Here is a 12441-nt window from a genome sequence, read left to right as displayed (position 1 = left end):
TTGTCACGGTGATTTTTGCGACGCGCGTGCGGTTGACCGTCCTGCCGATTTTGGGGGTGATCACCGGCCTGGTGTCGCTGGCCGCGGTGCTGTCCGCGCCCATCCGCGCCGACATGCTGGGCAACGCGTTCCTGTCGGCGCTGACGAACGCCGGGATCACCTACACCCAACCGGCCACCACCACGGCGATGGGACAGTCGGTGTGCCCGATGCTGTTCGAGCCGGGCGGGTCGTTCGACGATGTGACATCCAGGATGGCCGAGGGCAACGGATTGTCCTACGAGATGGCGGGCAAGTTCACCATCGTCGCGATCGCGACCTACTGTCCGGCGGTGATCGCGCCGCTGCTGAGTAACCGGCTGCAAAGCTAGCCGCGGGCCTGCCCGTATTCTCGGCTGCGTGGTCGACGACAGGCAACGGCAGCGCGGCGAACGCCGGGGGCGGCCGCCATCCGGCGGCTGGTCGGGTCCGGGCCGTGCGCGCCCGGCCCAGCCGCAGGGCGCCGGGCGCCGGGATGCCCAGGCCGATCGCGCGCCATACGATGGGCCACCGATTCCGCCCGGCGTGGAAGCCAGGCAGCTGGCGCCCGACATCCGCCGCGATCTGAGCACCCTGGACCGCGCCCCCCCCCCCGCGGGGGCGCGCCACCTGGTGGCCGCGGGCGAACTGCTCGACGAGGACCCCGAGGCCGCCCTGCAGCACGCCCGGGCGGCGCGCGCCCGGTCCAGCCGGATCGCCACCATCCGGGAAGCGGTCGGCATCGCCGCCTACCACTGCGGCGACTGGGCGCAGGCGCTCGCGGAGTTGCGTGCGGCCCGCAGGATGGGCAGCAAGTCCTCGCTGCTGGCCCTGATCGCCGATTGCGAACGCGGACTTGGCCGCCCGGAGCGGGCGATCGAGCTCGCGCGCGGGCCGGAGGCCGCCGAGCTCAGCGGGGACGACGCCGACGAGCTGCGCATCGTCGCGGCCGGGGCTCGTGCGGACCTCGGGCAGCTGGAACAGGCGCTCACCCTGTTGTCCACGCCGCAGCTGGATCCGACCCGCACCGGCACGACCGCGGCGCGGTTGTTCTACGCCTACGCCGACACGCTGCTGGCGCTCGGCCGCGGGGACGAGGCGCTGCAGTGGTTTCTGCACTCCGCGGCCGCGGACGTCGAGGGCGTCACCGATGCCGAAGACCGGGTCAGTGAACTCGGCTGATGACGGGACCGAAACACACCAAAACCCTTGCGCAGCAATATGACTGCCTGCTGATCGATCTGGATGGCACGATGTTTCGCGGCCGCCGGCCCACCGAGGGCGCGGTGCAGGCGCTGGCGCAGGTGCGCAGCCGCGCGTACTTCGTCACCAACAACGCGTCGCGCAGCGCCGACGAGGTCGCCGCGCACCTGACCGACCTGGGCTTCACCGCCGTCGCCGACGACGTCGCCACCAGCGCGCAAAGCGCCGCGCGGCTGCTGGCCGACCAGTTGCCGCCCGGCTCACCGGTGCTGATCGTGGGCACCGAGGCCCTCGCCAACGAGATCACGGCCGTCGGACTGCGCGCGGTGCGCAGCTACGACGACGACCCGGCCGCCGTCGTGCAGGGTCTGTCCCAGACCATCGGGTGGCCGGAGCTGGCCGAGGCGGCGCTGGCCATCCGGGCCGGCGCGCTGTGGGTGGCGTCCAACGTCGACCTGACCCTGCCCACCGAGCGCGGGCTGCTGCCCGGCAACGGATCGTTCGTGGCCGCGCTGCGGGCGGCCACCGGCGGCGAGCCTCAGGTCGCGGGCAAGCCGGCGCCCGGGCTGCTGCGGGATGCCGCGGCACGCGGCGACTTTCACGCCCCGCTGGTGATCGGGGACCGGCTCGACACCGACATCGAGGGCGCCAACGCCGCCGAGTTGCCCAGCCTGATGGTGCTTACCGGGGTCAATTCCGCGCGGGACGCGGTATACGCCCAGCCCGGCCAGCGGCCCACCTACATCGGCCACGACCTGCGCTCCCTGCACACCGGCGGCGAGTCGCTCGCGGTCGGGCCGCAGCCGGGCTGGCGGGTCGAGGTCGCGGACAGCACGATCACCGTCAGCGGTGACGGGTCCGACGACGGCGACGGCCTGTCGATCGTCCGCGCGGTCGCCGGCCAGCTGTACGGCGCGGCGGCCTCCGACCCTGGCGAGGTGCGCATCGAGGCCGCCGACGACCGGGCGCGCGCCGCGCTGCAACGCTGGTCTTTGGTGCGCACCGACTGACGGGTGACTAGCGTGGTAACGCGATGACTATCGATCCCGATGAGATTCGCGCTGAAATCGACGCCCTGCTGGCCCGGCTGCCCCAGCCCGGGGACGGGGAGGACCCCGAGAAGGTGCCGTCGCTCGATGAGCTCGAAGAGATAGCACGCCGCCTGTCCGAGGCGCACGACGTGCTGCTGGCCGCGCTGGAGTCGGCGGAGAAGGGCTGAGTGCGCGGATGTCTCGACGCGCCCGCGTTGACGCCGAGCTGGTCCGGCGCGGCCTGGCCCGGTCCCGTCAGCAGGCCGCGGAGTTGATCGGCGCCGGGAAGGTGAGCATCGACGGGATGCCGGCGCGCAAGCCGGGCACCGCCGTCGCCGTCACCGCCGCCCTGACCGTCGCCGAGGACGGCGAACGTGGCTGGGTCTCGCGCGGTGCGCACAAGCTCATCGGGGCGCTGGACGCATTCGAGATTTCGGTCGCGGGCCGCCGCTGCCTGGACGCCGGCGCGTCGACGGGTGGCTTCACCGAAGTCCTGCTGGATCGCGGCGCCACCGAGGTGGTCGCCGTCGACGTGGGATACGGCCAGCTGGCGTGGTCGCGGGGCAGCGACGCGCGGGTGGTCGTCGTCGAGCGGACCAACGTTCGCGACCTGACGCCGGACGCGATCGGCGGACGCGCCGACCTCGTGGTCGCTGACCTGTCGTTCATTTCGCTATCCACGGTGTTGCCGGCGCTGGCTGGATGTGCCGCACCCGACGCGGATATCGTTCCCATGGTGAAGCCGCAGTTTGAGGTGGGCAAGGGCCTGGTCGGTGCCGGGGGTGTGGTGCACGACCGGGGCCTGCGCGCCGACGCCGTGCTGGCGGTCGCCGGTCGCGCGGACGAGCTGGGCTGGCACGCGGTCGGCGTCACCGCCAGCCCGCTGCCGGGCCCATCGGGCAATGTCGAGTACTTCCTGCGGCTGCGCGCCCAAACCGACCGGCCGCTCGCCGGCGATGAGCTGGTGAGCGCGGTGCGGCGCGCGGTGGAAAGCGGGCCACAGTGAACGGAAGCGCGCCACGCACCGTGTTGATGGTGGCCCACACCGGCCGCGAAGAGGCCGCCGAGACCGCGCGACGTGTGCAAAAAGTGCTGGGCGACAACGGAATCGAGCTTCGTGTGCTGTCCGCCGAGGCGGTCGACAAGGGTCCGATGCATCTGGCCCCCGACGACATGCGCGCCCTGGGCATCGAGATCGAGGTGGTCAACGCCGAGCCGCAGGCGGCCGAGGGCTGCGAACTGGTGCTTGCGCTGGGCGGCGACGGCACGTTTCTGCGGGCCGCCGAACTGGCCCGCAACGCCAACATCCCGGTGCTCGGCATCAACCTGGGCCGCATCGGCTTCATGGCCGAGGCCGAGGCCGAGGCCATCGACCGGGTACTGGATCACGTTGTCGCACAAGACTATCGGGTGGAGAACCGGCTGACGCTCGACGTTATCGTGCGCCACCGCGGCGATGTCTCCGTGCGCGGTTGGGCGCTCAACGAAGTCAGCCTGGAGAAGGGTCCCCGGCTGGGCGTGCTCGGGGTGGTTCTCGAGATCGATGGTCGCCCCGTGTCGGCGTTCGGCTGCGACGGGGTGCTGGTGTCCACCCCCACCGGGTCCACCGCCTACGCGTTCTCCGCCGGCGGACCGGTGCTGTGGCCGGACCTCGAGGCAATCCTGGTGGTACCCAACAACGCTCACGCGCTGTTCGGCCGCCCCATGGTCACCAGTCCGAACGCCACCATCGCGATCGAGATCGAGGCCGACGGGCATGACGCCCTGGTGTTCTGCGACGGCCGACGCGAAATGTTGATCCCGGCGGGCAGCCGGCTGGAGGTAAGGCGTTGCGACACACCGGTGAAGTGGGCCCGGCTGGACAGCGCCCCGTTCACCGACCGACTGGTCCGCAAGTTCCGGTTGCCGGTGACCGGGTGGCGCGGGAACTGACGGCCTCAACCCAGGTGCTGACTGAATGCTGACCGAAATCCGCATCGAGTCACTCGGTGCGATCAGCGCCGCGGTCGGGGAGTTCGACCGCGGCCTGACCGTGCTGACCGGCGAGACCGGTACCGGCAAGACCATGGTGGTGACCGGGCTGCACCTGCTCGGCGGTGCCCGCGCGGACGCCACCCGGGTGCGTTCCGGGGCCGATCGAGCGATCGTCGAAGGCCGGTTCACCACAACCGATCTCGACGAGGCCGTGATCGTGAAGCTGGACGACATGCTGGACGCGTCGGGCGCCGAACGCGACGAGGACGGCAGCGTCATCGCGCTGCGCTCGGTCAGCCGAGACGGGCCGTCGCGCGCCTATCTCGGCGGTCGCAGCGTGCCGGCCAAGTCGCTGGGTGACTTCACCGCCGGGCTGCTGACCCTGCACGGGCAGAACGACCAGCTGCGGCTCATGCGGCCCGAGGAGCAGTGCGGCGCGCTGGACCGGTTCGCGAAGGCCGGCCCCGCGCTGGAGCGCTACTGCAAACTGCGCGACGCCTGGCTGTCGGCGCGGCGCGACCTCCTCGACCGCCGCAACCGGATGCGGGAGCTGGCGCTCGAGGCCGACCGGCTGAACTTCGCCCTCAACGAGATCGACGCCGTGGACCCGCAACCCGGCGAGGACGACGCCCTGGTTGCCGAGATCCTGCGGCTCTCCGAACTCGACACCCTGCGCGAGGCCGCGGCCGGGGCCCGCGCGGCCCTGTCCTCGGATGAGGCGGACGGCTCCGGATTCAGCGCGACCGACAGCCTCGGAAAGGCAAGGGCCGCACTGGAATCGACTGACGACGCGAAGCTGGTGGCGCTGGCCGGCCAGCTCGACGAGGTGCTGACCGTGGTCGTCGACGCGGCCGGAGAGCTGGGCGGCTTCCTCGAGGAACTGCCGGTCGATGCCAGCGCGCTGGAATCCAAACTGGCCCGGCAGGCCGAACTGCGCACGCTGACCCGCAAGTACGCGGCGGACATCGACGGCGTGCTCGCCTGGGCCGCCGAGTCGCGGGAACGGCTGGCCCAACTCGACGTCTCCGAGGAAGGGCTGGCGTCGCTGGCGGCGCGGGTCGACGAGCTCGCGCGTGAATTGGCCCAGGCCGCGGTCGATCTCAGCAATATCCGGCGCAAGGCCGCCAAGCGGCTCGCCAAGGAGGTCACCGCCGAGCTGTCCGGGCTAGCGATGGCCGACGCGCAGTTCAGCATCGACGTCTCTGTTGATACCGCGTCGGCGGCCGACGACGCGGCCACCCTCACGCTGCCGTCGGGCGAGCTTGCCCGCGCCGGCGCCGACGGCATCGACCAGGTGGAGTTCGGCTTCGCCGCACACCGCGGCATGGACCAGCTGCCGCTGGCCAAGAGCGCCTCCGGTGGCGAGCTGTCCCGGGTGATGCTGGCGTTGGAAGTGGTGCTGGCCGCCTCGGCGGCGGGCACCACCATGGTGTTCGACGAGGTCGACGCCGGGGTGGGTGGCCGGGCGGCGGTGCAGATCGGCCGGCGGCTGGCGCGGTTGGCGCGCACCCACCAGGTCATCGTGGTGACGCACCTGCCCCAGGTCGCGGCGTATGCAGACGTGCACCTGGTGGTGCACGGCGCGGGGCCGAAGGGGACCAGCGTGGTGCGGCGGGTCGCGGACGACGAGCGGGTGGCCGAGCTGGCCCGGATGCTAGCCGGGCTGGGTGAATCCGACAGCGGCCGCGCCCACGCCCGTGAACTGCTGGATGCGGCGCAGAAGGATGAGATCTAACCGCAGGGAACAAGTAATACAGATGTGACTAATGGGACTCTAGATAACTTATGAGGCTAATGTTACGGCGCGCCTCCCGTCCTCGCCGCAGCTTCGCGGACAGAATCGCCCCCATGAAGATGTCAGGCCTGCTCTCCCGTAACCCCGCCCGGCCCGGCCTCGTCGGCACCGCCCGCGTTGACCGGAACATCGACCGCCTGCTGCGCCGGGTCTGCCCCGGCGACATCGTGGTGCTCGACGTCCTGGATCTGGACCGCATCACGGCGGACGCGCTGGTGGAGGCCGACATCGCCGCGGTGGTCAACGCGTCTCCGTCGGTGTCGGGCCGCTACCCGAACATGGGCCCGGAGGTACTGGTCAACAACGGGGTGACCCTCATCGACGAGGCCGGACCCGACATCTTCAAGAAGGTCAAGGACGGCGCCAAGATCCGCCTGCACGAGGGCGGGGTGTACGCCGGTGACCGCAGGCTGGTCCGCGGGACCGAGCGCACCGACCACGACATCGCAGACCTGATGCGCGAGGCCAAGAGCGGACTGTCCGCGCACCTGGAGGCCTTCGCCGGCAACACGATCGAGTTCATCAAGAGCGAGAGCCCGCTGCTGATCGACGGCATCGGCATCCCCGACGTCGACGTCGACCTGCGCCGCCGGCACGTGGTCATCGTCGCCGACGAGCCCAGCGCCGCCGAGGATCTGCGCTCGCTCAAGCCGTTCATCAAGGAGTATCAGCCGGCGCTGATCGGTGTCGGCACCGGCGCGGACGTCCTGCGCAAGGCGGGCTACCGCCCCCAGGTCATCGTCGGTGACCCCGACCAGATCAGCACCGACGCGCTCAAGTGCGGTGCCCAGGTGGTGTTGCCCGCCGACGCCGACGGGCACGCGCCCGGGCTGGAGCGGATCCAGGATCTCGGCGTCGGGGCGATGACGTTCCCGGCCGCGGGCTCGGCGATCGACCTGGCCCTGCTGCTGGCCGATCACCACGGCGCCGCGCTGCTGGTGACGGCCGGCCACACCGCCAACATCGAGACGTTCTTCGACCGCACCCGCGCGCACAGCAACCCGTCGACCTTCCTGACCCGGCTGCGGGTGGGCGAGAAGGTGGTGGACGCCAAGGCCGTTGCCACCCTGTACCGCAACCACATCTCGGCGGGCGCCATCGCGCTGCTGGCGCTGACGATGCTGATCGCTGTCATCGTCGCGCTGTGGGTGTCGCGCACCGACGCCGCGGTGCTGCACTGGGTCACCGACTACTGGAACCACTTCTTGCTGACGGTGCAGAAGTGGGTCACCTAGATGATCTCGTTGCGTCAGCATGCCTTGTCGCTGGCCGCCGTCTTCCTGGCGCTGGCCGTGGGCGTCGTGCTGGGCTCCGGCTTCCTGTCGGACACCCTGTTGTCCAGCCTGCGCGACGAGAAGCGGGACCTGAACACCCAGATCAGCGGGCTCAACGACCAGAAGAACGTGCTGAACGAAAAGCTCAGCGCGGCAAACAATTTCGACACCCAGCTGGCCGGCCGGATGGTGCACGACGCGCTGGGCGGCAAGACGGTGGTGGTGTTCCGCACCCCTGACGCCAAGGACGACGACGTGGCCGCGGTGTCGAAGTTCATCGGTCAGGCCGGAGGGACGGTGACCGGCACGGTGTCGCTGACGCAGGAGTTCGTCGAGGCCAACTCGGCGGAGAAGCTGCAGACTGTGGTGAACTCCTCGGTGCTGCCCGCGGGTCAGCAGCTGAGCACCAAGCTCGTCGACCAGGGTTCGCAGGCGGGTGACCTGATGGGCATCGCCCTGCTGGCCAACCCCAATCCGGCGGTGCCGGCGGTGGACGACGTCCAGCGCAGCACCGTGCTGGCGGCGCTGCGCGACACGGGCTTCATCACCTATGAGGCGACCGATCACATGGGCGCGGCCAACGCCGCGCTCGTCGTCACGGGCGGCTCGCTGCCCCAGGACGCCGGCAACAAGGGCGTCAGCGTCGCGCGGTTCTCGGCCGCGCTGGCCCCGCACGGTTCGGGCACGCTGCTCGCCGGGCGCGACGGTTCGGCGACGGGAGGCGCCGCCGTGGCGGTGACGCGCGCCGACGCCGGGATGAACTCCGCGATCAGCACGGTCGACGACGTCGACGCCGCGCCGGGCCGCATCACCGCGGTCCTGGGCCTGCACGACCTGCTGGGCGGCGGTCACGCCGGGCAGTACGGCACCGGTCACGGGGCGACGTCAATCACGGTGCCCCAGTAGCGGGCGTGTTAGCCGCGGCACAGCGCGGTGGATGTTAGGGTGGGTTTCCGTGGGTCGGCAGGCCCATCTAGTTATTCGCTAGAACAATTTTCACGCCCTGCCCGTCTTCACGGAGGTCGCCTGTGCGAAAGCACCCGCAATCCGCCACCAAGCACCTCTTCGTCAGCGGGGGCGTTGCTTCCTCGTTGGGCAAGGGGCTGACCGCCAGCAGCCTTGGTCAGCTACTGACGGCCCGCGGGTTGTACGTGACGATGCAAAAGCTCGACCCGTACCTCAACGTCGATCCGGGCACCATGAACCCGTTCCAGCACGGCGAGGTCTTCGTCACCGAGGACGGCGCCGAAACCGACCTCGACGTCGGCCATTACGAACGGTTCCTGGACCGCAACCTGTCCGGCTCCGCGAATGTCACTACGGGGCAGGTCTATTCGACGGTCATCGCCAAGGAGCGGCGCGGTGAATACCTCGGCGACACCGTCCAGGTGATTCCACACATCACCGACGAGATCAAAGCCCGCATCATGTCGATGGCTCAGCCCGACGCTCAGGGCAACCGGCCCGACGTGGTCATCACCGAAATCGGCGGCACCGTCGGCGACATCGAATCGCAGCCCTTCCTGGAGGCCGCGCGGCAGGTTCGCCATGACGTCGGACGGGAGAACGTCTTCTTCCTGCACGTCTCGCTGGTGCCCTACCTGGCCCCGTCGGGCGAGCTCAAGACCAAACCCACCCAGCACTCGGTGGCCGCGCTGCGCAGCATCGGTATCACCCCGGACGCCCTGATTCTGCGTTGCGACCGTCCGGTCCCCGAGGCGTTGAAGAACAAGATCGCGCTGATGTGTGACGTCGACATCGACGGCGTCATCTCCACGCCGGACGCCCCGTCGATCTACGACATCCCGAAGGTGCTGCACCGCGAGGAACTCGACGCCTACGTGGTGCGCCGGCTGAGCCTGCCGTTCCGGGACGTCGACTGGACCGAGTGGGACGACCTGCTGCGCAGGGTGCACGAGCCGCACGAGACGGTGCGAATCGCCTTGGTGGGCAAGTATGTTGACCTTTCCGACGCTTACCTCTCGGTGACCGAGGCGCTGCGCGCCGGCGGGTTCAAGCACCACGCCAAGGTGGAGCTGGTGTGGGTGCCCTCCGACGACTGCGAGACCGCGGCCGATGCCGCGTCGGCGCTGGGCGACGTGCACGGCGTGCTGATCCCGGGCGGGTTCGGCATCCGCGGCATCGAGGGCAAGATCGGCGCCATCCACTATGCCCGCACCCGGGGGCTGCCGGTGTTCGGCCTGTGCCTCGGCCTGCAGTGCATCGTGATCGAGGCCGCCCGCTCCGCCGGTCTGGCCGAGGCCAACTCGGCCGAATTCGACCCCGAGACGCCCGATCCCGTCATCTCCACGATGGCCGACCAGGTCGACATCGTCGCCGGCGAAGCCGACCTGGGCGGCACCATGCGGCTGGGCGCCTACCCGGCGGTGCTGGAACCGGAATCGATTGTGGCCCAAGCCTATGGCGCCACCGAGGTATCCGAGCGCCACCGGCATCGCTACGAGGTCAACAACTCCTACCGCGAAAAGATCGCGGAGAGCGGGCTGAGGTTCTCCGGGACGTCTCCGGACGGCCATCTGGTGGAGTTCGTCGAGTACCCACCGGACGTGCACCCGTTCATCGTCGGCACCCAGGCTCACCCCGAGCTGAAAAGCCGGCCCACCCGGCCCCACCCGTTGTTCGTCGCATTCGTCGGCGCGGCCATCGACTACAAGGCGGGCGAGCTGCTGCCGGTGGAGATCCCGGAGCAGTCCTCGAACGGCATCCAGCACCGAGACAGCGCTGCGCGGCCTATACCTGAGCCCGCGACCCGTGGCTGAGCACGTCTTCGAGACGGCGTCATCCGAAACGCTGTACACCGGAAAGATTTTCGCGCTGCGCAGCGACCGGGTGCGGATGCCGGGTGGCGAGGTCGTGACCCGGGAGATCGTCGAACATTTCGGCGCGGTCGCCGTGGTCGCGATGGACGACGACGGCAACATTCCGATGGTCTACCAATACCGGCACGCGTTCGGCCGGCGGCTGTGGGAGTTGCCCGCCGGGCTGCTCGACGTCCATGGCGAGGCGGCCCATCTCACCGCGGCGCGCGAGCTGATGGAAGAGGCGGGGCTGAAGGCCGAGACCTGGACGGTGCTCGTCGACCTCGACTCCACGCCTGGCTTCAGCGACGAGTCGGTGCGCGTCTATCTGGCCACCGACCTGACTCATGTCGACCGGCCCGAGGCGCACGACGAAGAAGCCGACATGACCTTGGAGTGGTATCCGCTGGCCGAGGCCGTTCGCAAGGTGCTCGGCGGCGAAGTCGTCAATGCCATTGCCGTGGCGGGGATTCTGGCCGCCCACGCCGTGGCGACGGGGTTCGTGCAGCCCCGTCCGGTGGACAGCCCGTGGCAGGACAAGCCGACGGCGTTCGCCGCGCGAAAGGCCGCGCAATGACAACGGTGGCGCTGGACACGCAGTTGCAGGGCTACCTTGACCATCTCACGATCGAGCGCGGCGTCGCCGCGAACACCCTGAGCTCATACAGCCGCGACCTGCGCCGCTACACAAAACACTTGTCGGAACGCGGAATTCACGATCTGGCCAAGGTTGGCGAGAACGACGTGAGCGAGTTTTTGGTGGCGCTGCGCCGCGGTGATCCCGACACCGGGGTCGCCGCGCTGTCCGCGGTGTCGGCGGCGCGGGCGCTGATCGCGGTGCGCGGCCTGCATCGGTTCGCCGCCGCCGAAGGGCTGGCCGAACTCGACGTGGCGCGCGCGGTTCGCCCGCCGACGCCGGGCCGCCGGCTGCCCAAAAGCCTGACCATCGACCAGGTGCTGGCGCTGCTGGAGGGCGCCGGCGGTGAGAGCCCGGCCGACGGCCCGCTGACGCTGCGTAACCGGGCGCTGCTGGAACTCCTGTACTCCACCGGCGCGCGGATCTCCGAAGCCGTCGGCCTCGACGTCGACGACGTGGACACGCACGCGCGGTCGGTGTTGTTGCGCGGCAAGGGCGGCAAGCAGCGGCTGGTCCCGATCGGGCGCCCGGCCGTGGCCGCGCTGGATTCCTATCTGGTGCGGGGCCGTTCGGAGCTGGCCCGCCGCGGGCGCGGGACGCCGGGCATCTTCCTCAATGTGCGCGGCGGGCGGCTGTCGCGGCAGAGCGCGTGGCAGGTGCTGCAGGACGCGGCCGAGCGCGCCGGGATCACCTCGGGGGTGTCGCCGCACATGCTGCGGCATTCCTTCGCCACCCACCTGCTGGAGGGCGGCGCCGACGTGCGGGTGGTGCAGGAGCTGCTCGGACACGCCTCGGTGACGACGACGCAGATCTACACCATGGTCACCGTGCACGCGCTGCGCGAAGTGTGGGCCGAGGCCCACCCGCGGGCCCAGTAGCCGCTCAGTCGCCGAGGTAGTCGGACTCCAGCACCAGGTCGGAAAGCATCGTCTGGTACTCGACGTGCGCCTTGTGCTCGACGGTGCTGAACAGCTTGCCCTGCTGGCGGTGCATGTACTCGCGGTACTTCGGCGCGCCCGGCACCCGGACGTTGTCGGCGACCACGATCGAGCCCGGGTGCAGCCAGCCGCGCTCCATGATGCTCTTCAGGTCGTCGAGGTAGGCGTCCTTGTCGTGGTCGAGGAACACGAAATCGAGTGTGCCTTCGGCAAATCCGTGCTCGTTGGCCAGCGCGTCCAGGGTGCGCCCGCCGTCGCCGATGGTGCCGACCACGCACGCCACCCGGTCGGCGACGCCGGCGTGCGCCCAGATCTGACGGGCGTTGGCGGCGTTGGCCTCGGCGAGTTCGACCGAGAAGACCTTGGCCTTCGGGGCGGCCCGGGCGATGCGCAGGGCGCCGTAGCCGCAGTAGGTGCCCAGTTCGAGCGCGAGGGCCGGATCGGCGCGCCGCACGGCGGCGTCGAGCAGCAGTCCCTTCTCGTCGCCGACGTTGATCAGCAGCGATTTCTCGTAGGCGAACTTGTCGATGGTGGCCAGCACATCGTCGATGTCGCCGGCCCGCGCGTTCTGCAGCACGTACTCGACGGCGGCCGCTTCGCGCCCGTCACCGATCTGGCCCGTCGTGGTGATGTTCTGAGCGCCGGCGGCCATGCGCCAGACCGACCACCGCAGTAGAGGTATCCGTCGCTTCAGGTTCATAGTCGCCACGATAGGCCGGTGGCGGTGCCGGCCCGTCGCGCGTCTTCACCCT

At 70.2% G+C, this 12441-nt stretch carries 13 protein-coding genes; 12 read left to right on the top strand and 1 reads right to left on the bottom strand.

All coding sequences use genetic code 11. The features are described 5' to 3' along the window. The first annotated feature begins 8 nt into the window (after positions 1–8). From A5732_RS13530 to xerD, 12 genes are all read left to right on the top strand, one after another. Positions 9–371, top strand: a complete 363-nt coding sequence (locus A5732_RS13530) for a DUF732 domain-containing protein (RefSeq protein WP_076102461.1) — start codon at positions 9–11, stop codon at positions 369–371. Between the two features lie 28 nt (positions 372–399). After that, complete coding sequence (locus tag A5732_RS13525; RefSeq protein WP_253189061.1) at positions 400–1200, top strand: tetratricopeptide repeat protein; 801 nt, start codon at positions 400–402, stop codon at positions 1198–1200. Beyond that, positions 1200–2231, top strand: a complete 1032-nt coding sequence (locus A5732_RS13520; protein WP_076102459.1) for an HAD-IIA family hydrolase — start codon at positions 1200–1202, stop codon at positions 2229–2231. The genes A5732_RS13525 and A5732_RS13520 overlap by 1 nt, the downstream gene beginning before the upstream one ends. 23 nt (positions 2232–2254) lie before the next feature. Beyond that, the gene (locus A5732_RS13515) at positions 2255–2440 is read left to right on the top strand and encodes a hypothetical protein (protein ID WP_064885493.1); all 186 of its coding nucleotides are present in this window, start codon (positions 2255–2257) and stop codon (positions 2438–2440) included. An 8-nt stretch (positions 2441–2448) separates the two neighbouring features. Then, positions 2449–3258 carry a TlyA family RNA methyltransferase gene (locus A5732_RS13510; RefSeq protein WP_076102458.1) on the top strand — a complete coding sequence of 270 codons (810 nt, stop codon included), beginning with the start codon at positions 2449–2451 and terminating at the stop codon, positions 3256–3258. Continuing rightward, positions 3255–4184, top strand: a complete 930-nt coding sequence (locus A5732_RS13505; RefSeq protein WP_076053857.1) for an NAD kinase — start codon at positions 3255–3257, stop codon at positions 4182–4184. Before A5732_RS13510 ends, A5732_RS13505 begins: the two co-directional genes overlap by 4 nt. A gap of 25 nt (positions 4185–4209) precedes the next feature. After that, positions 4210–5961: a DNA repair protein RecN gene (gene recN / locus A5732_RS13500; RefSeq protein WP_076053858.1), complete on the top strand. Its 1752-nt coding sequence runs from the start codon at positions 4210–4212 to the stop codon at positions 5959–5961. 113 nt (positions 5962–6074) lie between these two features. Continuing rightward, on the top strand, positions 6075–7256 hold the full coding sequence (gene steA, locus A5732_RS13495; RefSeq protein ID WP_076053860.1) for a putative cytokinetic ring protein SteA: 1182 nt from the start codon (positions 6075–6077) through the stop codon (positions 7254–7256). Further along, the gene (locus A5732_RS13490) at positions 7257–8201 is read left to right on the top strand and encodes a copper transporter (protein WP_076102457.1); all 945 of its coding nucleotides are present in this window, start codon (positions 7257–7259) and stop codon (positions 8199–8201) included. It abuts the gene before it with no gap. 122 nt (positions 8202–8323) lie between these two features. Beyond that, positions 8324–10075, top strand: a complete 1752-nt coding sequence (locus A5732_RS13485) for a CTP synthase (protein ID WP_076102456.1) — start codon at positions 8324–8326, stop codon at positions 10073–10075. Next, the gene (locus A5732_RS13480) at positions 10068–10691 is read left to right on the top strand and encodes an NUDIX domain-containing protein (protein ID WP_076053864.1); all 624 of its coding nucleotides are present in this window, start codon (positions 10068–10070) and stop codon (positions 10689–10691) included. Before A5732_RS13485 ends, A5732_RS13480 begins: the two co-directional genes overlap by 8 nt. After that, complete coding sequence (gene xerD, locus A5732_RS13475) at positions 10688–11629, top strand: site-specific tyrosine recombinase XerD (RefSeq protein ID WP_076053865.1); 942 nt, start codon at positions 10688–10690, stop codon at positions 11627–11629. The genes A5732_RS13480 and xerD overlap by 4 nt, the downstream gene beginning before the upstream one ends. Positions 11630–11633: 4 nt before the next feature. Here xerD and A5732_RS13470 read toward each other — a convergent pair whose 3' ends face one another. Beyond that, positions 11634–12389, bottom strand: coding sequence for an O-methyltransferase (locus A5732_RS13470; protein ID WP_076102455.1), 756 nt, complete (start codon positions 12387–12389; stop codon positions 11634–11636). Positions 12390–12441: the final 52 nt, after the last annotated feature.

Source organism: Mycobacterium colombiense, assembly GCF_001953985.1.
In the GTDB taxonomy this organism is placed as follows: Bacteria; Actinomycetota; Actinomycetes; order Mycobacteriales; family Mycobacteriaceae; genus Mycobacterium; species Mycobacterium colombiense_B.
Note: the sequence above shows the minus strand (reverse complement) of the source record. Positions and strands in the feature narration are given on the sequence as shown.